Below are 21790 nucleotides of genomic sequence, written 5' to 3' on the forward strand. Positions count from 1 at the left end.
TTTTTACTATTTTTTTATACTGTGTTTGTGAATAAATGACTTATTAAATCAGTTGTTATTACGCCTATAAGTTCATCATTATCATCTATTACAGGTAAACAACTTATATCGTCATCTTTCATTCTACCTGCTATTGTTCTTATAGTTTCATCTTTTTTACAGAATTTAACATCTTCAGTCATCACGTCTTTTAATTCTTCTCCACCTTGTGCTATTGCCTTTGAAAGATCCCATGCAGTTATGATTCCAATAAGTTTATTATCCTCTGTTACAACAGGTAAGTGTGTTACATAATGGTCCATCATAATTTTCGCTGCTTTTTTTATTTTGGCATCTTCTGTAATGGTCATTACTTCAGTGTTCATTAAATCTTCCACAATATTATCTTGTAAGAACCGTGATATAAGGTAGTTTAATTGTCCACCTTCAAGTAGGAATGCGTCATGTCCATAGTTACTTTTTATTTCACTGTAAGATATTTCTATGCCGTTTGCTTGCATTGCTCTTAATATTTCTTCTGCTTGTTCATTAGTATATAACCAGTCACTGTCAACATTAATGTATTCTATTTTAGATTTTATTGGTTTGAATCCGTCAATGAGGGATCCATTTTCACTTAAATCGAATAAGTCTATTGCTTTTGTAATGTATAAATATGAATTTGCATCAAATCTTTTGACAAATGTTTTTCCTTGATGGTGAAGGTAACTTTCTACTTGGAAATCTGTTGTGAAATCATAGGTTACTTCATCTTTGTCTTGTAGGTCTCTTCCAAATTTTAAATACATTGATTCATCGGATAGGTATGTTATGTGTGCTATCATTCTTGCTACTGCAAGTCCTGCTTCTGGTGCTTTGTCTGTTTGGTAATATTCTCCGTTTTGCCAAAATGGGTCTTTGATTATTGCTTGTCGTCCTACTTCGTTGAATGCTATTTGTTGTGGGCTGGATCTTGCTGTTGTTGCTATTGGTATTGCTTTTTTAACCATTTCAGGATAACTTAATGTCCATTGTAAGGTTTGCATTCCTCCCATTGATCCTCCTATTACTGCTAGTAGTTTTTCTATTCCAAGTAGGTCTATTAATTTTTTTTCTACATTAACTATGTCTTTTAGTGTTATGACTGGGAAGTCTATTCCGTATTCTTTTCCTGTTTCTGGGTTTATGCTTGCTGGTCCTGTTGTTCCTTTGCATCCTCCTAGGACGTTGCTGCATATTATGAAATATTTTTCACTATCTAATGCTTTTCCAGGTCCTATTATGATTTCCCACCATCCTGGTTTACTATCTCCTTCGTGCCATCCTGCAGCATGTGCATCTCCTGTGAGTGCGTGACAGACTAATATGGCATTGTTTTTTTCTTTGTTTAATTTTCCGTATGTTTCGTAAGCTATTGTTACATTATCTATTGATTTTCCTGATTCTAATTGAATTTCTTCAGATAATGTTACTGCTAATGGTTTGACTATGCCGACAGATTTAGTCTTCATTATTAATCCCTTCGATTAGTTTTTTTTAATAAAAACTTTAATTTTTTATTAATTATTTTTTTATTGGTTCTAATATTTAATTATTTTTTATCAATAACTACTTTAACGATTGTTATATTTAAAGTTTATTTAACATCCCATCAATAAATACTAAACAAATATAAAAAAACTTTTTTCAAAGGAAAAATTTACATGTGCTCAATAATAGGATTAAAAGGAAACATCAAAATAGAAACATTAAGAAAAATGATGAAAACAACACAACATAGAGGCCCAGATGCATCAGGAATCTATTTAACAAACAATAAAGAATCATTACTCAAAACAAACTCTCAAAACCTAGTAAACTTAAAAAATCAGACTTATAATATTGGACTTGGACAAAATCTCCTCTCCATATTCCCAAGTGTTAAAAACCCTGAAGATGCAATTAAAATAAACACACAACCAATTAAAAAAGATAACTTAACACTCATATTTAATGGTGAAATCTACAATTACCCTGAAATCATAAAAAAAATTGGAAATGAAGAAAAAACACGTTCTGATAGTCATTTACTCTTAGATTTAATCATTAATAAAAAAAATACTAGTGGGAATCTTAAAACTGCAATAATAGAAACACTAAAAATTATTGATGGAGATTATTCTTTTGCAATAACAGATGATACTAACTTAATACTAGCTAGAGATCCTGTTGGAGTAAAACCATTATATTATGGAACAAAATTAGAAGAAAAAATTATGGGCTTTGCCTCTGAACGTAAAGCATTATGGGCAGCAGGAATAACAAGTATTAATACCTTAAAACCAGGATGTATATTATATAATGATGAAATCATAGAAGTTAATGATTTATTTAAAACTATTACAAGTAATGAAGCTTCATATGAAGATTACATGAACCAATTAACTAATACTTTATATGAAAGTGTATATAAAAGAGTTATGAACTTATCTGAAGTAGGTTTAATCTTTTCCGGTGGAGTAGATAGTGCATTTCTTGCATATATCTTAAAAAAAATTAGTTTGAAAACAGGTTTAAAAGTAACCTTATATACTGTAGGGAATATTGGAAGTAAAGACTTAGAATATAGTAAAAAATTAGCATCCACTTTAGATTTAACATTAAAAATTCAATTAATTCGACCCCAAGAAGTAGAAAATAGTATTGGGGATGTTATAAAAAGTATTGAAAGTACTAATCCTATGAAATTAGGCGTAGGTATGACAATATTTTTTGCATCTTATATGATAAAACAAGATAAAATAAAAGTTGCACTTTCAGGTCAAGGAGCAGATGAACTATTTGCAGGATACAATCGATACATGAAACATATAAAAAAACAGGATTATCAAGGATTAAATAATGAATTAACTAATGATATTGAAAACATTTATAATGTAAACCTTGAACGTGATGATGCAGCATGTATGGCAAATGGGGTAGAACTAAGAGTCCCTTACCTTGATTATGAACTTATAAAACTTGCAATGACAATACCTTCAAAATATAAAATCTTTGATTCTGAAGATAAACTTAAAAAACATATTCTAAGAGAGGCAGCAGAAAAATATGGAGTACCTAAAGAGTACGCACAACGTCCTAAAAAAGCAGCACAATACGGTTCTGGAATAGATAAAATCTTAAAAAAGCAGACTAGTAAAAAAGTAGATTTTGATAAAATTTTAAATGATTTTAAAAATGAATTAATAAATTAACCATAGAATATATATCTTCAATTTAAAATTTTTTTTTAATATATAATTTTTTAGAAAACTTAAATTATTTATTTATTTTTAATTCTATTCCTTTTAAAAACTTTTATAAATATAAAAAAACATATTTTATTATTAATATAAAACATTTAATAAATTTATTAAAAAAATGGAGAAACAATAAATGATAGAAAAAGATGCAGAAAAGATTTTAGAAAATTTCTCTAAATCTTTAGATACTATTCCAGATCTTGAAGAAACTTACTATATTACGGATAATTTAAATTTAGAAAGAAAAGATGAAGCACATCCACAAGATAGTGCTAGAATTGTTAGAAACACTAAAACAGATAAAGATGGTAATGTAGTAGTTAAAAAAGCAGACTGGGTATAAAAAAAATTTTAATATTTTTTTTTATTTAAGATGACTTTTTTATTCCTTACTTTTAAAATTAATTAATAAAAAAATTATGATGTGGTAATTATGAGAATGAATTTAGTCTTAGAAATCCAAGATGTTCCGGGACAATTAGTATCAGTCTTATCACCAATAGGTGATTTAGGAGCAAATTTAGTCACAATCATTCACCAAAGAAAAGTTAAAAATGAAAAAGGTTATATTCCTGTACAAATCACAATTGAAGGAGAAAGAAATAACCTTAATGCAGTTTTAGATAAATTTGATGAAATGGGAATAAACATTTTAGAAAAAGATGATGTGATTTTAAAACAAAGAATCAGCACAATCCTCATTGGAGATGTTATAGATACTGATGTAAGAGACACTCTTGATAGAATAAATGTCTTAGATGGTGTTTGGGTTGTTGGATTAGATATAAAATTAGATAAAGAATATAAATCCTCAGCAATGATTACAATTGAATCAGATATTGGACAAAAAGAAACAACATTTAAAAAAGTCCAAGAAATAGCTAAAGAAAAAGATTTACTTGTAATAAATGAGGTCTAAAAGATTTAGGGGTTGACATTGATGGATGAATGTAAAATAATTGTAATGGGATTTGGATCTGTAGGTCAAGGTATTGTAAAAGCAATAAAGATGGAAAAAGATAAAATCCTAGAAACTTTAGGAATCAACCTTAAAATTGTAGCAGTTGCAGATTCTTGTTCTTCAGCAATAAATCCAGATGGTTTAAATGTTGAAGAATTACTTAAAACAAAAAGCGAAAAAGGTAAATTAGGGCAATGTCCTAATTGTGGAACCACAAATACCGATACTGATGTATTAGATAATGTGGATTATGATGTTCTTATGGAATGTACTCCAACTAATATTGATGATGGTGAACCTGCAAGAACATTAACATTAAAAGCTTTTTCACAAGGAAAAGATGTAGTAACAAGTAACAAAGGACATTTAGCTTTAAATTATAAAGAATTAGATGATGCTGCTAAAGCAAATAATGTAATGTTTAAATTTGAAGCTAGTGTTGGTGGGGCAATGCCTATAATTAATTATGCTAAAGATGCATTAAGTGGTAATCAAATTATTAGTATAATTGGAATATTAAATGGTACAACTAATTATATTCTTTCACGTATGACTAGTGAAGGTTCAAGTTACCCTGATACTTTAAAAGAATCTCAAATGTTAGGTATAGCTGAAACTAATCCTACACAGGATGTTGAAGGTATAGATGCTGCATGTAAAGCTGTAATATTATCTAATAGTGTGTTAGGTCAACCTGCAACATATAGTGATGTTGAAGTTGAAGGAATCAGCAATATAACCAGTGAAGCCGTATCATTAGCTAAAGAAAATGGATATTTAATTAAACTCATAACTGAAGTTTCTCCAAAAACTTTAAAAGTTTCTCCAAGATTAGTTAAACAAGGAAGTAGTTATGATTTAAATGGAACATTAAATATGGCAACACTTAAAACAGATTTAGCTGATGAAGTCACAACTGTAGGTAAAGGTGCAGGATCACTTGAAACAGCATCTGCTATGATGACTGATTTAATAACAATTCTTAGAACAAAAAATTAAAAAAATTATTTTTTTAATTTAAAAAAATTTTAATTATTATTCTTTTTTAACATTCTTTTTTTTTTAAATTATTATAAAGGGAAGTGTATTATTTTGAAATATGTAATAATGATAGGTGATGGTATGAGTGATTACCCATTACCAGAACTAAACAATCACACACCATTAGAAGTAGCTAAAAAACCAAATATGGATAAACTTGCAGAAAAAGGATGCTCAGGACTTACAATAAATGCACCTAAAGATTTACCTGTAGGCTCTGATGTGGCTAATATGAGTATTTTTGGTTATGATCCACATAAATATTATACAGGTCGAGGACCAATAGAAGCTGCTAATCAAGGAATAGAAACTGTTGATGGAGATGTTGTTTTCCGTTGTAATTTAATTACTGAAAAAGATGGTAAAATTGTTGACTTTACAAGTGGACATATAAGTACTGAAGAAGCAACTGAATTAATGGAAGCATTAAATAAACATTTTAAAGATAAATACCCTGATTTTAAAGGTTTTTGGCATCATGGTTTAAGTTACAGACATTTATTTGTTTATCATGATATAAACACCAGTAAACTTGAAATACCTGCACCTCACGATATAGTGGATGAAGATTTTAATAAATACCTTGATTTTGATACAAGTTATGGTAAAACTATTAAAGATATAATGTTTGAATCTAAAGAAGTACTTAAAAACCATCCAGTAAATCTTAAACGAGTAAGTGAAGGTAAGAATCCTGCAAATATGATTTGGTTATGGGGTCAAGGAACTAAACCTAGTATGCCTGCATTTAAAGATTTATATAATATAGATGCTGCAGTAATAACTGGGGTAGACTTATTGAAAGGGCTTGCTATTTTTACTAAATTAAATAAAGTTGATGTTCCTGGTGCAACTGGATACTTTGACACTGATTATGAAGCTAAAGCAGAATATGCATGTAATGCACTTAAAGATAATGATTTAGTTATAATTCATGTTGAAGCTCCTGATGAAGCAGGACATGCTGCAGATATTGATGAAAAAATTAAAGCTATTGAAAGAATTGATAAAATCATTTTAGGTAAAATCTTAAAAGAATTACCAAAATATGGGGATTATAAAGTAGTTGTTTTACCAGATCATCCAACACCAGTTCCACTTAAAACTCATAGTAGAGATTTAGTGCCAATTACAGTTTATTCAAGTATTAATGAAGATAATAAGGATAATGTTAAAGTATTTAGTGAAAAAACTAATAGTGAAGGTTCTCTTGGAACTTCTAATATTGGTTGTGATTTAATTAAAAATTTATTAAATAATACTTGGTAAAAAAAAGTAAAAAATTTAGAAAAAAAAGTAAAAGTAAAAGAGCATTTAGAATGCTCCTCCACCTCCACCTCCAGATCCTCCACCTATATCAAAACCACCATCACTATCAGTAGCATTAGCAGTTGACATACCAGTGTTGAATGCTGAATCCATTAATAAGAAACCACCATAAGAATGGAACATATAAGTATCATTATAATATGGATCATAACTTGAATTATCATAGTATTCCATTTTCATAACCTTATGTACTTTATCAGCAACTCCTAAAGCAGCTGCATATACAAGGTATTGATTCCAAATTTCAATAGATTCTGGAGGATGTTCCTTCATTAAACTATTGTCATTTAAGAATTTTTTGAAATTTTTCCATTTGTCATGGAATTCTTTTCCATTTTCAGTCCATCTACCACCAACATCATCTGGTAGTATTAAACAAATAATTGATGTAATAAAAATTATTATTGCACCAACAAGGGAATAAGTAGCAGTTGGAATAGTACTTAATAGTGCCATTGCAGCAATAAAGATAGATAAAATGATTCCTCCAATTCCAATAAATGTAAATATTGTGGAACCAGTATTTATAAAGATTTTTTTCAATTTGTCCTCATTTAAATATTGGAAAGCAAAATCTTCTTGCCATAATTCATATTTTTCTTTAAACCATTCACCGTTTTCTCTATTACTTAATGTATCTTGGAAATCGTTTAAACTTAAAGTTCCATTATCGTCTGAGAAGGTTTTGAAAATATTTATAATATCTTTTTCGTGAGTATCTAAGTTATCTGCTTTATCATTGTTCACGGTTAAGTATAAGTTCTTTTTATCTGGTTTATCTGTATTTTCTACTGTTAATTTTAAGATTTTCCTATCAATTAAATCCATGATTGTTGCTTCGAAACCTTTCATATCAGGGGTTCCGATATTACTACTATTTTCTATTAAAGCATTAATCATTGCTGGAGGGTCTTTGGTAGGTAGTTCTCTTTCATATATTCCATTGTAGTTGATTTTTGGTTCTCTACCATATTTTAAGTATACTCCTATAGGTGCAAGTGGACTTATGCAACATAGAATTCCAATTATTAAGAATAGGTTATTATAAAATTCAGTACTACTTTTATAATCTTCTTGTGTTTTCATGATTTCATTTAAACCATTACGATTTTCATGTTTTGCATTAACTGCATTTGAAAAGTCTTTTAATGGCATTGTTACTTGTAATTCAAAGAAATCTCCACTAGGTATACTTGTAGTTGTAGATTGTATTGTGTTACCAGTCATACTACTTGTTTGATTAAATTGTGGTGGATTTAACCAGTATTGGTTACCGGTATTTGAAGGTAAATGTATGGTTGTTATGACTTGACCTACATCTACATCCCATTGATCTCCCCATAATTTGTACTGTAATAATGCAGTATCTTTATAGATGGTTACAACATTTTTAAAATCATAATTTATATGCACATCAACATCTGTATCTGAGATAGGTTCTGTTTTTGCAGCATCACTATATAAATAAATTTTTATATGTTCTGTGCCAGATTCATTAGTTATTGTGTATTTATTGTATGCTCCGTCTGTTGTTATATTCAGGTTTTCTATGCTTTCACCACTTTTTAGTGGTATGTCTCGGTATACTCCATTGTAAGTTCCACTAAATATGTAGTGGTATGTTTCTTGGATGTGTAACATTCCATTGTTTTGCACGGTTAAATCAAGTAAAGCTTGACTTATACTGTACTCTTTATCATCATCTTCTGCAAAAGCAACTGATAGGGTTGAAAGTAAGAATATTGAAAGTATTAAACATGCGAATATTTTTTTATTAATTTTCATATTTTACCCTTAAAAATAATTTATTATTTAAGTTCTTTTAGAATTCTACTTTAGGTACAGTTTCAGCTTCTTCTGGTGCATCAAAGAATTCTTCTTCTTGGAAGTGGAACATGTTAGCAATTATATTACTTGGGAACATTTGGCATTTATTATTGTACATTAATACAGTATCATTATAGAATTGTCTGCTGTATGCTATTTTATCTTCAGTTTCTGCTAATTGGTCTTGTAATTTTTGGAAATTAGTATTTGCTTTTAAATCAGGATAATTTTCTGCAACTGCAAATAATGATTTTAAAGCTCCACTTAATTGATTATTAGCTGTACTTGTTTCTTCAACACCATTTGCATTCATTAAAGATGATCTAGCATTGGTTACATCTTCAAGGACTGTTTTTTCGTGACTTGCGTAACCTTTTACGGTTTCAACTAAGTTTGGAATTAAGTCCATTCTTCTTTTAAGTTGTACATCTATTTGACTCCAACTATTTTTTACTCGGTTTCTAGCATTAATTAATCCATTATAAGTTGAAATTAAGTATATGATTATAATGAGGATTATTACTACTAGAATTATTAATATCCATGACATAAATTTTCATACTCCTTTTATTTATGCTTATTTTTATAAACTTTAAACTATTTATATTTTTATCCTTAATTTTTTCTTATTTTTAATTAAATTTATTATTTATGATTAATTACATTATACAATTTTAATTTTATTCTTGTTTTGTTTACTTTTTGTTAATTTTTTTATTTTTTTTCTAAAAATTTTTTCACGAATATTCATTTGGTGTTTATAAATGAATTACTTAAATTATCTTTTTAGCATAAGGTATAATATATTAATTAAATCAAATAGATATATTATTAATAATTTTTATCAATTAATTTAGAAAATAAATTTACTTTATAATTTTATAAAATTGGGAGAGTATTAATCTGACAAAATATATTTGTATAACTGGTGGAGTTGTTAGTTCTATTGGAAAAGGAATAACCTCTGCAAGTATAGGACGTCTTTTACGTTCATTTGGTTTGAAAGTTGCTGCAATTAAGATAGATCCTTATCTTAATTGGGATTCTGGAACATTAAATCCTTACCAACATGGTGAAGTTTTTGTAACTTATGATGGGATGGAAACAGATTTAGATTTAGGTCATTATGAAAGATTCCTTGATGTGGAGTTACCTGGTGTTTCTAATATTACTACCGGTAAAGTTTACAGTGCGGTTATTGAGAAAGAACGTAAAGGTGAATTTTTAGGTGCTTGTGTACAAATTATTCCACATATCACTGATCAAATTAAATCTATGATTCGTGAAGTTGCAGCTGAAGGTAATTATGATGTTTTAATGGTCGAACTTGGAGGTACTGTTGGTGATATTGAATCTCAACCATTCCTTGAAGCTTTAAGACAATTACGTAATGAGGAAGGTTTTGAAAATGTTATGTTTACTCATGTAACATTTGTACCATATCTAGATGCTGCTAAAGAATTTAAAACTAAACCTACTCAACATTCTACTAAAGAATTACGTAGTATGGGTATTAATCCAGATATGATTGTTACACGTAGTCCTAAACCTATAGATGATGCTTTACGTATGAAAATTGCACATTTCTGTGATGTGGGATATGATGCAGTAGTTCATACACCTGATGCTGATAGTATTTATGAAGTTCCATTAGTTTTAAATAATTTTGATGTTGGGAACTTTATAAATAATCGTTTAAATCTTGGAATAGACACTAATCCTAATAAACTTAATGAATGGGCTGAAGTTGTGGATAAATTAAAAATTCGAAGTCCTGTTGTTACTATTGGTATTGTAGGTAAATATGTTGAATATGAAGATGCATATATTAGTATTCGTGAATCATTACATCATGCAGCTGCTGAAGTAGGTGTTAAAATGAATATTGAATACTTCTCTAGTGATGTTGATGAGTTAAATAAAAATGAGTTAAAACATTTAGATGGTATTCTTGTTCCAGGTGGATTTGGTGAACGTGGTCTTAAAGGTAAACTTGAAGCTGTTGATTATGCATTAGATAATAATGTGCCTATTTTTGGTATTTGTCTTGGAATGCAATGTATGATTATTGAGATTGCTCGTCGAAATGGTTTAACTGATGCTAATAGTACTGAATTTGATGCTGAAACACCTTATCCTGTTATAGATATGATGGAAGAGCAAAAGAAAGTTAAGAATATGGGTGGAACTATGCGTTTAGGTCAATATGATTGTAAATTAGTTCCAGATACTAAAACTTCTGAAGCTTATAATGTTCCTGAAGTTAAAGAAAGACATCGTCATAGATTTGAATTTAATAATGATTATAGGGATAAATTAGAAAGTTTAGGTGTGACTATTTCTGGTACTACTCCTGATGATTTCCTTGTTGAAATTATAGAAGTTAAAGATCATCCATGGTTTGTTGGTTGTCAATTCCATCCAGAATTTAAATCTAGACCTAATAGACCTCATCCTTTATTTGTTTCATTTGTTGATGCTGCAAATAATTATCGTCAAAATTAAATTTTAAAATAATTTTTTTTTATTCATTTTTATCTTATTTTTCTTATTATATGTCTTGATTTTTCACTTTTTTTCCAATATATTTTGTTCTAATATGGATAAACTTTATAAACTACTTGTATTAATAATTATTAGTAATAAACTTGTACTGAAATATAATAACATATTCAGTATGAATTTTTTTAAAACAATTTAATTAATATTAATAAAAATATTTTTTGGGATAAATTATTATGGATATTATAACAGCAGCTATACTAATCATATTATTTATTGTAATTTTGATTTTTAGTTTTTCAATGGGAATGTTAACTCCATTAATTAAGAAAAAAGAAATAGGATTAGTGATTATTATAGGAGTGATTTTGGGAGTTGTTGGTGGAGCTTTTTTCATCACACCAACCTTGCAAGGTTATCCTCAAGCAGTAGGAACTTTAACACAAATTGTTGATGGTGGTCATGAAATAATGACAATTGAACTTCCATCTTCAGCAAATATTAATCAAGTAAAATCTAATATTGAACAAATGGATGGAGTGAATAATGTTTCAAGTAAAGGAATTTTAATTCACACTCAACCTTTCTCGGACAATACTTCGGCTAGTTTAGATAAAAATATTATGTATATGAATGCTAATTTAAGTAATTGGAGTTTTGATAATAAAGCAGGCATAATTAATGTAAATTTCACTAATAATAATCTTACACATAATCTTAAAACTTTAAAAGAAAGATTATTCTCTGATTATGGTGTTTCTTATAGTTATGCTGTAATTGAATTACAAGTTGATGCTCAAGCTGGTAGTGTGCAACATATTACAAATGAATTAGCTAAAAATGATATTGTTGTAAGTGATGTTAATGGTCCTGTCCATGATTCAATAGTTAATGCTCAAAATAATATGCCTTCATCTACAGTAGTAGTACTCTTTTGCGCAATTCTTAGTGGATTTGTAACCATTCTGGGAGTTTATGTTGATTCAATTAGAAGATTTTTAGGTAATATTAAGTGGCGTTAATATTTTTTTAATTTCTATTTTTTTTGAGGATGACCTATAATCCTCATTTTTAGAACTTTTTTTTTAAATTTAATTAATATTTTCTTGTATTTATTCTTAAACTTTTTTTTATGGGATATATTTTTTCTCCAAAACATCTTTCTAGTTTTAGATTAAAATCTATTTTCTTTATAAAAAATTTTTATACTATCTTATCTAAAATAATATTATTAATTAAGAATTTAATAGGATTAATGTTTTTTATGAAATCTGCAATATTATTTAGTGGTGGAAAAGATAGTACAATGGCCTTAAATTATTCATTGAAACAGGGAGATGAAGTATTATATTTACTTAGTATGAAAAGTAAAAATCCAGAATCTTACATGTTCCATGTTCCCAATATTGATTTAACAAGTCTTATTAGTGAAGCTGTAGGAATACCCCTTATTCAAGGTAAAAGTTCAGGAGTTAAAGAAGAAGAGTTAGTTGATTTAAAAAATGAATTAATTAAACTTAAAAACCTTGGAGTGGAAGCTGTTTATACTGGAGCGTTATTCAGCCAATACCAAAAATCTAGGATAGATAAATTAACTAGTGAAGTTGGTTTAGATTGTATTAGTCCTTATTGGCATATGGATCCTGAAGAATATATGAATCTGGTTATAAGTGAAGGATTTGATGTTATAATTTGTGGAGTATTTGCTTATGGTTTAAATGAATCCTGGCTTGGAAAACACATCACACCTGAAGTTTTAGAGGATTTAAAAAAAATTAATGAAGATTGTAGGATTAATTTAGCATTTGAAGGTGGGGAAGCTGAAACATTTGTCTTAGATGGTCCAATTTTTAAAAAGAGAATTAAAATTTTAGAAGCTGTAAATGATTGGCATGTTGATAATGGGACTTATAATATAATTGATGCTGAGCTTGAAGATAAATAAATTTTATTCAATTCTTTTTTTATAAATTTTTAAATACTACATTAAATAATAAATTTAACTATATGTATGATATATTTTTATGGATAATCACATTTGTTTATGTAGGAATCGTATTTCTCATTTCAGAGAAAGTTTTTAACAGTGAATCTGTTTTTTCACGAAAGTTTTTACATATAATGATGGGTAATTTAATTTTTATAATGCCATTTTATAGTAGTAATCTAGTAATGGCAATTTTTGTTACTTTACCTATTGCAATAGTATTGTTTTTAATGACAGATTATTCTCCAATTCAAATTATGGACAGTGGAACAACTCATTCTGGTCATAATCTTGGATTATTTTATTATGCTTTTATTTGGACAATTCTTTTAATTTTATTCCCTAATAATCTTGGTATTGTTGCTTTAAGTATTGGTGCTATGTCTTATGGTGATGGTTTTGCTAGTGTTATAGGTGGAATGTATGGTAAGCATATTTATAATCTCACAGGTGATGATAAAACACTTGAAGGATCTGTGGGAATGTTTTGTGCTATTATGGTGTCAAGTTTAGTTATTGTTGGATTTTATTTACTTGTAGGAGCTAATGTTCCAAGTTTTAATGTGTTTAATTTAATCTTTATCGGATTGGTTGCAACATTTGTTGAAAGTATAAGTCCTAAAGGTTTAGATAATATTATGGTTCCATTATCTACAGGAATCCTTTATTACTTATTAACTGTATTATTATGAAGAGTGAATTTTTTTAGGGTGTGTTTTTTTAGATGAGATTTATAGTTGTGGATGGATTAGATGGGTCTGGTAAGGATACTCAATCACATTTACTTTATAAAAAGTATAGTAAAAAGGGATCTTGTGTTTTACGTTCTCATCCTTCAAAGGATACGGTTTATGGTCGAAAGAGTAAAGAAGCATTACTTGGTCGAGGGGAATTAAATAAGTTAAAAGCTACAGTTTTTTATGGTTTAGATGTGATTCATTCTCTTATTAAGTATTATGGTACTGCTGAGACTGTTATTTTCACTCGTTACACTTTAGCTGTTTCTTATCTTCCAGGTCTTATTGGTGTGTTTATTTATAAAATTGTTTGTGTTATTTTACCTACTAGTGATTATATGTTCTTTTTAGATGTTTCTCCTAATGAATCTTTAAAACGTATGGATTCAAGAGGAGAGGAAACTGAAATGTTTGAAAATTATGATAGTTTACATGAAACACGTCAAAAAATATCTAATGTGATTTATAATTGGAATGTTATTCCTGCAGATAATAGTGTTGAAGAGGTTTTTAATGAAATTGATAACACTATTAAGACTGTGGATCGTAAAAAGTTAAATTAAAAAAAAGTAAGTATTTTTTTATTGTAAGTAGATTGTTTCATGATTTAAGATTTTATCAAAGAATGTATCTATTTTATTATTGTATTCTTCAAATGTTGTTTCGTTTACTATGATATAATCACTTGTTGCAATCACATTACCTATTCCGAATTCTAATTCTCTTTTATCACGTAATCTGAAACTATTAATGTCTTGTGTATCATCTCCACGTCCTCTTTTACTTATACGTGTGAATCGTGTTAAGGGGCTTGCAAAGACTGATATTAAGGTGAAATCTGGGAATGCGTCTTTAAATAGTTCTACTTCAAATGGGCTTCTTATTCCTTCAACAATTACTAAATTTTCTTTATCTGGGCATGTTTCTATTAATTCTTTAACCTTGTTTATTGTGAATTTTGCTACAACGTATTGTCCATGCTCTAATCTAAGATTAGTTGCTGTTGTTCCTGTATCTTCGCCCCGTTTTTTTGCTTCTTCTCGTATCACATCACCCATATTTGTTACAAGGTAACCTTTTTCTATAGAATATTTTGAAATGAAACTTTTTCCTGAGCCAGGTAGTCCTGAGATTCCAATTACTTTCATTTATATCACACATTTAATAATTTTTTTATAATTTTTTTATTTTAAATTCATTTAATGATTTTTCTAAGTTTTCTTTATTATTAAAATCTTTAATAATTTTTTCTAAATCTTTAGTTTCATAATTTTTATATTCTCTAGCTAGTTTTGTCATATAAGGAATTGCTCGTACAATATTATCCACAATTGTAACTGTACTCATTTGTGCGGTTCGTGATAATGGATTTAAATCTATAGTAATGATTTCTTTCCCATGTTCAACAAGTATTTCTGCACGATCACCATCTTCTAATGGGACTAAAACCACATCAGAAGTGTAAATACCTTTAGGTGAAGCAGTTGAACGGGGATTTGTTATTCCATCAATATTTAATAATTCACTTGTATCAGTTCCTAGAATATCCTCCCATCCATGTTCTTTAAACATTTTCTTTATAATTTGAACACGTTCTTCGCTACGATAGAATAAGTTAAGCTCGATTTTACATTCTAATTGGGTAGCTAATTCAATTATTTCATCTATAACTAATGCAGTTGTATTACCATTAACTGAGAGTACAGGGTTTTTTGCAAGTAATAATTTACATACTGCAACTTTCATAGCTTCCTTTGCAGGAGGACAAGTTTTTTCACCTAAAAGGTAATCGAATGTTTCTCCTCTTCCATGAGCTATCATACCTGAATCAGCAAGGTAACCTTCTTTAAATGCATTTTTAATTTTATCTCTTAAAACGAGGGATTCATATCTTGGATGATTTTTAGGAATCATAATATTATAATTTATGTTTTTTTTATTTATAAAAATTTATCTTATATTTGAATTTTAAATGAAGTAATTATAAATAAATGGAATTATAATAAGTTATTATTATATTTATGAATTTATAATAAAAATTTGATAATGGGTTTGTAAAAATTGAAAACAATCGGAAGTATTAATCATATATTTGAAGATTTCTTTTAAGAGGAAGTATTGTGAAAAGTTTGCAAATTATGGTGAAGATTCATATTTAATAGCTTTGACTGATTATAAAAACCATATAATAAATTTTGTAACTTTTACTTTAGATGAATTTTATGTTGAAACAAGTAATCTTAATTGTGAATTGGATTCATCTCTAAATGACTTTACTGATCTTATCACTTCATTAAAGTATGGTGTTGATGTTTTTAAACCTTAAATAAGGGGGAAGATTATATTTTTTCTTATCTTTCTGATATTAGTTTTCGTTTTTTTATTAGTTTAGGATTTTTAAACACTAATCAAATCCTTAATAAACCTTTAAAATTTATTTTCCCAAAATTTAGGGAATTAGGACTCTTTTTGACATATATGATAATTCTTATAATTTAAATAGGATGAATAATTTTAAATTAATACTATTTTCTAATGAGGATTTATTATTTGATGCTAATTATCGTTTATCTAAATATAAAGATTATTTGGTGCAAATGGTTGATGCTATTTCAGATTTTCATTATATGAAAAGAATTGAAAATATTTTTCATGAATCTGCAACACCTTTAATTATTATTCAGGAAGGTGTGGTTGTAAAAGTAAATGAAGCTTACCTGGAATTGTTTGGTTTTAAAAAAGAGGATATTTTAGGTAAATTGTATAATTTTTCTACTAAAAATTCTTTAAACATGTCATTATCTGAGCGTAAAAAGATATTACAAAAAATTTTAGATAGAGAAATCTATTATCATGAAGATGAGCGTTGCTTTTTAAATGCAAAAGGTGAGAAGGTTTATATTAAATCTATTATTTTCCCTGTAACTTATTTGAATCGTGTTGCTGCACAAATTAATTTAATTGATATTACAACATCTTTTATTTTTGAAGAGAATTTAGATGTGATTAATAAGGAATTGAATAAACTTGTTGATGAGAAGAATATGCTTTTAAAAGAGGTTCATCATAGAGTGAAGAATAATCTTCAGATTATGCTTAGTTTAATTAATTTAGATTCTCGTTATAATCCTAATGAATCTGATAAGGTTTTGGAATCTGCTAAAAATCGTATTAATGCTATGGTTTTAATGCATGAAAAAATTTATAGGTCTTCTGATTTAGCACATGTAAATATAAAAGAGTATATTGAAACTGAAGTAGATTACTTGTTTGATTTATATGGTGTTGAAAATATTAATCTTAATTATTTATTGGAAGATTTAGAATTAAGTATGGATACTGCTATTCCTTTAGGTTTAATAATTAATGAAATGGTTATTAATGTGATTAAATATGCTTTCCCTAATGGTGAGGAGGGGGAACTTAGTATTATTCTTCATCTTGCTTCTAATAAGGTTACTTTAATTTTAGCAGATAATGGTGTAGGTGCTCCAAAAGATTTAGATGCTGAACATTCTACTAGTTTAGGTTTAACAGTTGTGAGAGGTTTAGTTAATCAAATAAATGGTAGTATTACTCGTTTAGATCGTCCAGGTACTGCTTATATGATTGAATTTTTATTAGAATAAAGATTTTTTTTTATTGGTGGAAATGTTTATAAATTGTTTCTGCAAGATTTTGATTTATTAAATCTATTTTAGCTAATTCTTCTACACTAGCATTTTTAATTTCATCTATACTTCCTAAATTTTTAAGCAAGCTAATTTTTCTTTTTTTACCTATTCCTGGAATATTATCTAAGGAAGATTCTGTAATCTTTTTGCTACGTAAATTTCTATGATGTGTAACACCAAAACGGTGTGCTTCATCTCTTACTCTTTGGAGTAGGTGTAATCCTTCATTGTTTTCAGGAATTCTAATAGGTAGGTTAGATTTTGGTATGAAGATTTCTTCGAATTCTTTTGCTAAGCCAATAATTGGTATGAATGTTAAATTATATTTCTCAAGTACTTCATAAGCTACGTGTAATTGTCCTTTACCTCCATCTATTAAGATTAAATCTGGCATGCTTCCAGGTTCTAAAGGTATTCTTTCTTTTTCTTCTTGATTATAGTATTCAGCTATTTTTTTAAGTCTTCTTGTTAATAATTCTTTCATCATCCCATAATCATCTGGACCGGGGGTTTGCATTTTAAAAATTCTATATTGTTTTTTGTTAGGTTTTCCGTTTAAGAAGCTTACTTTACTTCCTACTGCAAGTTTTCCTGAAATATTACTTATATCGTATCCTTCAATTACTAATGGTAGTTTTTCTAGTTTTAAATATTTTTTCACTTCTATTAAGCTATTATCCATTTTTTCTTTTTGATTTTTTATAATATCAGCATTTTTTCTTGCCATACGGACTAATCTTAATTTAGTGCCTTTTTGTGGGATGTGAATATGGACTTTATTTCCACGAATATCTGTTAACCAGTCTTCTATTAATTTTTTATCTGGAATGTTTTCTTCAATTAATATTTCTTTTGGAACATGTCGGTTTATTCCATAGTATTGTTTTATGAATGCACTTATTATATCATCGGATCTGTCTTCTTCTGTGGTTGTCATTATGAAGTCGTCTCTTCCTATGATGTTCCCGTTTCTAATGCTCATTACTACAACTATTGTTGCATTTTCTTTAAGGCTGGTTGCTATTATGTCTTGATCTGTTTCATCCATGAATTCTACGAATTGTTTTTCAATTACTTCATGTATACTGTTTATTTGGTCTCTAAGTACTGCTGCTTTTTCAAATTCTTGATTTTGGCTTGCTTGTTTCATTTCGTCTTCTAAAGTTTTTAGGATTTTATTGTATTTTCCTTGGAAGAATAAGTCTATTTTACTTATATTTTCATTGTATTCTTCTTTACTTATTTTACCGGCACATGGTGCATTACATAAGTTTATTTGGGAATTTAAGCAGGGTCCATCCATTCTTTTACAGGTTCTTATTTTGAATAATGATTTTAATAGTTTAACTGTTTCATTAACACTTCTAACATCTGTAAATGGTCCGTAATATGTTCCTGTTTTTCCAATATGGCGAGTTAAAACTAAACGGGGGAAATCTTCATTGGTTAATTTTGCATATGGGTATCTTTTATCATCTTTTAAGCGTATATTATATTTTGGTCGGTGTTTTTTTATTAAATTAGCTTCTAAGATTAGGGCTTCTTTTTCACTATTGGTTATAATATACTCTAAACTGTGAAAGTGACTCATTAAAACTGTAGTTTTAGGTCTGTCCTTTTTTTCTTTAAAATAGGATTTCACCCTATTTTTAAGGTTTTTTGCTTTTCCAATGTATATTATTTTTTCATCAGCATTTTTCATGATGTATATTCCAGGTTTAGTTGGAAGTTCATCTGCTGATTTAACTTTAGTTGACATAAATTTTAATTTAGATTATAATTTTTTATTTTATTTGGATCTCATTACCCATTCAAGTATATCTTTTTCTTGTTCTAATTTCCAAATTGTTTCATTTATAATATCAATATTATTCATATCTGGTTGGTTTAATTCAGTGGAATGGTCTTCTGTTGAAGCAGTTTTTCTTTTTTCTTTTAAATCTCTTATTGTGGTTTCTACATTTAGGAGGTATGCTACAATATCAGGATCTAATTTATATTTAGTTAATACTTCTTCTATTGCGTTTATTTGGACTTTATCTATTTTTAATTGTGTTTTAAGTTCTTCATGTCCAGTTGTAATGTAAGATAACATGTCTTCTAATTCTTCTTCCTCTTCTTTTAATTCTTTTAATTTTTCTTTTATTTCGTTTATATGTTTCAAAGTATTAATCCTCCAAGTTTATTTTAATAAAAAAATAATTAATTTTTTTGGTTTTAAAATTATTTTTATAATACATATTATATATAAGTAAAAATCAATAAAAGTATTTTTTAGTATTAAATAAATTAATTTTTTTTTATTATAAAAAAAAGGGTCTTAATCTTATGAATGATGAGTTTCAAAAAAGTTTCAAATTAAATTCAAAGTATAAACCTTTAGGTGATCAACCTCAAGCTATAAATTCACTAGTTAATGGTGTGAATAAAGGGATGCATGAACAAACATTATTAGGAGTTACAGGTTCTGGTAAAACTTTCACTATGGCTAATGTTATTGAACGTGTTCAGAAACCTACTCTTGTTATTTCTCATAATAAAACACTTGCTGCTCAATTATATGAAGAGTTAAAAAGTTTTTTCCCAGATAATGCTGTAGAGTACTTTGTTAGTTATTATGATTATTATCAGCCTGAAGCATATGTGCCTAGTAGTGATACTTTTATTGATAAAGAAGCTAGTATTAATGAGGAAATTGATATTATGCGACACTCTGCAACTCAATCTCTTCTTTCACGTGATGATGTTATAGTTGTTAGTAGTGTGAGTTGTATTTATGGTATTGGTTCACCTGAAGATTATGGTGAGTTTGCTTTAAAGATTAATGTAGGGGATACTTTTGATCGTAAGGATATTATTCGTAGATTAATTTTCATGCAGTATGAACGTAATGATATTCTTTTTGAACGGGGTCAATTCCGTGTTCGTGGGGATGTGATTGATATTAATCCTGTTCATGGTACTCCACCTGTTCGTATTGAATTGTTTGGTGATGAGGTTGAATCTATAAGTCTTTTTAATAAAGTTACTAATAAGAAGTCTGAGAATTTGCAAAGGTATATGATTTATCCTGCTAAGCATTTTGTTGTTGGTGCAGATCGTATGGATGCTTCTATTCGTAATATTCAAGAGGAATTGGATGATCGTTTAAACGAGTTGAAGTTAGAGAATAAGCTTGTTGAGGCTCAAAGATTAGAGCAAAGAACTCGTTTTGATATTGAAATGTTGCAGGAAATGGGTTATTGTCCAGGTATTGAAAATTACAGTCTTCATTTGTCTGGTCGTAAGTGGGGTGAGAAGCCTTATACTTTGCTTAAATATTTCCCTGATGATTTTTTAACTATTATTGATGAATCTCATGTTACTGTTCCTCAAATTCGTGGTATGTATAATGGGGATCGTTCTCGTAAGGAGACTTTGGTTCGTCATGGTTTCAGATTACCAAGTGCTAAGGAAAACCGTCCGTTCCGTTTTGATGAATTTGAAGCTACTGTGGATCAGGTTATTTATATGAGTGCTACTCCTGGTGAGTATGAGTTAAGTCGTAGTCAAAATGTTGTTAAGCAAATTATTCGCCCTACCGGTTTAGTGGATCCTGAAGTTATTATTCGTCCTATTGAAGGTCAAGTTGAGGATTTACTTGGTGAGGTTCGTAAACGTGCTGATAGGGATGAGCGGGTGCTTGTTACTACTTTAACTAAGCGTATGTCTGAGGATTTAACTGATTATTATGCTAAGATTGGTATTAAGGTTAGATATTTACATTCTGAAATTGATACTTTGGAACGTATTGAGATTATTGATGATTTAAGACGTGGTGAGTTTGATTGTCTTGTTGGTGTTAACCTTTTAAGAGAGGGTTTAGATTTACCTGAAGTTAGTCTTGTTGCTATTTTGGATGCTGATAAAGAGGGTTTCCTTCGTAGTGAAACTAGTCTTATTCAGACTATTGGTCGTGCGGCTCGTAATGTTAATGGTCAGGTGATTATGTATGCTGATGTTATGACTGATTCTGTTAAAAATTCTGTTAAAATTACAGGGGATAGACGTAAGCTTCAATTGGCTTTTAATGAGAAGCATAATATTACTCCTACTAGTACTTATCGTACTCTTAAGGAGCGTAAACAGGATATTAGTAAATTAGATAAGTCTAAAGGGGATATTAGTAATATGCCTAAGGATGATTTACGTGCATTGATTAAGGATTTAGAGTCTGATATGACTGATTCTGCAGGTGATTTGGACTTTGAAAGAGCTGCTTTAATTCGTGATGAATTAGTTGTGTTGAAGGATGTTTTAAAAAATAAGAGGTAATTAAAAAGAAGGGGTTTTTATTTTTTAAGTGGAAAATAGAAGGGTAAAATTATAAAAGTTTAAAATTTTTTTTAAATATTATTTTTTTTAAATATAATTAAAGGAATGATAATATATTTTCTTTCAAGGCGATTTCCCATTTTGTTTTAAACTTTTAA

20 protein-coding genes are annotated in these 21790 nt (G+C 28.4%); 13 read left to right on the plus strand and 7 right to left on the minus strand.

Going from position 1 to position 21790, the window contains the following annotated elements:
- Positions 1 to 14: 14 nt before the first annotated feature.
- Positions 15 to 1490, minus strand: a complete 1476-nt coding sequence (gene metX, locus BP769_RS02795; protein ID WP_409198918.1) for a homoserine O-acetyltransferase MetX — start codon at positions 1488 to 1490, stop codon at positions 15 to 17.
- Between the two features lie 192 nt (positions 1491 to 1682).
- Here metX and BP769_RS02800 point away from each other — a divergent pair, with 192 nt between their 5' ends.
- The 5 genes from BP769_RS02800 to BP769_RS02820 all read left to right on the plus strand — a co-directional run bounded on the left by BP769_RS02800 (position 1683) and on the right by BP769_RS02820 (position 6531).
- Positions 1683 to 3212 carry an asparagine synthetase B family protein gene (locus BP769_RS02800; RefSeq protein WP_413862005.1) on the plus strand — a complete coding sequence of 510 codons (1530 nt, stop codon included), beginning with the start codon at positions 1683 to 1685 and terminating at the stop codon, positions 3210 to 3212.
- A gap of 181 nt (positions 3213 to 3393) precedes the next feature.
- On the plus strand, positions 3394 to 3603 hold the full coding sequence (gatC, locus tag BP769_RS02805) for an Asp-tRNA(Asn) amidotransferase subunit GatC (protein ID WP_409198920.1): 210 nt from the start codon (positions 3394 to 3396) through the stop codon (positions 3601 to 3603).
- A gap of 90 nt (positions 3604 to 3693) precedes the next feature.
- Positions 3694 to 4179, plus strand: coding sequence for an amino acid-binding protein (locus tag BP769_RS02810; protein ID WP_409198921.1), 486 nt, complete (start codon positions 3694 to 3696; stop codon positions 4177 to 4179).
- Positions 4180 to 4200: 21 nt separating this feature from the next.
- A complete protein-coding gene (locus BP769_RS02815) occupies positions 4201 to 5220 on the plus strand; it encodes a homoserine dehydrogenase (protein ID WP_409198922.1) in 1020 nt (339 codons plus the stop codon).
- A gap of 93 nt (positions 5221 to 5313) precedes the next feature.
- Positions 5314 to 6531: a cofactor-independent phosphoglycerate mutase gene (locus BP769_RS02820; RefSeq protein ID WP_413824900.1), complete on the plus strand. Its 1218-nt coding sequence runs from the start codon at positions 5314 to 5316 to the stop codon at positions 6529 to 6531.
- 45 nt (positions 6532 to 6576) lie between these two features.
- On the opposite strand, the gene BP769_RS02825 is transcribed toward BP769_RS02820, so the two are convergent.
- Positions 6577 to 8376 (minus strand): DUF2207 domain-containing protein, encoded by a 1800-nt coding sequence (locus BP769_RS02825; protein WP_413862007.1) that lies wholly within the window; start codon positions 8374 to 8376, stop codon positions 6577 to 6579.
- Between the two features lie 37 nt (positions 8377 to 8413).
- Positions 8414 to 8968, minus strand: a complete 555-nt coding sequence (locus tag BP769_RS02830) for a LemA family protein (protein WP_409198925.1) — start codon at positions 8966 to 8968, stop codon at positions 8414 to 8416.
- A gap of 353 nt (positions 8969 to 9321) precedes the next feature.
- On the opposite strand from BP769_RS02830, the gene BP769_RS02835 reads away from it, so the two are divergent.
- From BP769_RS02835 to BP769_RS02855, 5 genes are all read left to right on the plus strand, one after another.
- Entirely contained in the window at positions 9322 to 10923 is a 1602-nt protein-coding gene (locus BP769_RS02835; protein WP_409199084.1) for a CTP synthase, read from the plus strand.
- A 233-nt stretch (positions 10924 to 11156) separates the two neighbouring features.
- On the plus strand, positions 11157 to 11942 hold the full coding sequence (locus BP769_RS02840; RefSeq protein WP_413824902.1) for a hypothetical protein: 786 nt from the start codon (positions 11157 to 11159) through the stop codon (positions 11940 to 11942).
- Between the two features lie 242 nt (positions 11943 to 12184).
- Positions 12185 to 12865, plus strand: a complete 681-nt coding sequence (locus BP769_RS02845) for a TIGR00289 family protein (protein WP_413824904.1) — start codon at positions 12185 to 12187, stop codon at positions 12863 to 12865.
- Positions 12866 to 13092: 227 nt separating this feature from the next.
- Positions 13093 to 13599 carry a diacylglycerol/polyprenol kinase family protein gene (locus BP769_RS02850; protein WP_413862009.1) on the plus strand — a complete coding sequence of 169 codons (507 nt, stop codon included), beginning with the start codon at positions 13093 to 13095 and terminating at the stop codon, positions 13597 to 13599.
- A 32-nt stretch (positions 13600 to 13631) separates the two neighbouring features.
- A complete protein-coding gene (locus BP769_RS02855) occupies positions 13632 to 14207 on the plus strand; it encodes a thymidylate kinase (RefSeq protein ID WP_413824908.1) in 576 nt (191 codons plus the stop codon).
- A gap of 18 nt (positions 14208 to 14225) precedes the next feature.
- Here BP769_RS02855 and BP769_RS02860 read toward each other — a convergent pair whose 3' ends face one another.
- On the minus strand, positions 14226 to 14792 hold the full coding sequence (locus BP769_RS02860; RefSeq protein ID WP_413824910.1) for an AAA family ATPase: 567 nt from the start codon (positions 14790 to 14792) through the stop codon (positions 14226 to 14228).
- A 25-nt stretch (positions 14793 to 14817) separates the two neighbouring features.
- Positions 14818 to 15558 carry a 4-phosphopantoate--beta-alanine ligase gene (locus BP769_RS02865; protein WP_413824912.1) on the minus strand — a complete coding sequence of 247 codons (741 nt, stop codon included), beginning with the start codon at positions 15556 to 15558 and terminating at the stop codon, positions 14818 to 14820.
- A 178-nt stretch (positions 15559 to 15736) separates the two neighbouring features.
- Between BP769_RS02865 and BP769_RS02870 the strand changes: the two genes are divergently transcribed.
- Positions 15737 to 15970, plus strand: a complete 234-nt coding sequence (locus BP769_RS02870; RefSeq protein WP_413862011.1) for a hypothetical protein — start codon at positions 15737 to 15739, stop codon at positions 15968 to 15970.
- A gap of 178 nt (positions 15971 to 16148) precedes the next feature.
- The gene (locus BP769_RS02875; protein WP_413824916.1) at positions 16149 to 17273 is read left to right on the plus strand and encodes a histidine kinase dimerization/phosphoacceptor domain -containing protein; all 1125 of its coding nucleotides are present in this window, start codon (positions 16149 to 16151) and stop codon (positions 17271 to 17273) included.
- A 10-nt stretch (positions 17274 to 17283) separates the two neighbouring features.
- On the opposite strand, the gene uvrC is transcribed toward BP769_RS02875, so the two are convergent.
- Both uvrC and BP769_RS02885 read right to left on the minus strand, forming a co-directional pair.
- The gene (gene uvrC, locus BP769_RS02880; protein WP_413827650.1) at positions 17284 to 19077 is read right to left on the minus strand and encodes an excinuclease ABC subunit UvrC; all 1794 of its coding nucleotides are present in this window, start codon (positions 19075 to 19077) and stop codon (positions 17284 to 17286) included.
- Between the two features lie 30 nt (positions 19078 to 19107).
- Complete coding sequence (locus BP769_RS02885; RefSeq protein WP_413824920.1) at positions 19108 to 19482, minus strand: hypothetical protein; 375 nt, start codon at positions 19480 to 19482, stop codon at positions 19108 to 19110.
- Between the two features lie 164 nt (positions 19483 to 19646).
- On the opposite strand from BP769_RS02885, the gene uvrB reads away from it, so the two are divergent.
- Positions 19647 to 21632 (plus strand): excinuclease ABC subunit UvrB, encoded by a 1986-nt coding sequence (uvrB, locus tag BP769_RS02890; protein WP_413824923.1) that lies wholly within the window; start codon positions 19647 to 19649, stop codon positions 21630 to 21632.
- The last annotated feature ends 158 nt before the right edge of the window (positions 21633 to 21790 follow it).

This window comes from Methanobrevibacter sp. UBA417 (genome assembly GCF_002508845.1).
Lineage (GTDB): Archaea > Methanobacteriota > Methanobacteria > Methanobacteriales > Methanobacteriaceae > Methanobrevibacter_A > Methanobrevibacter_A acididurans.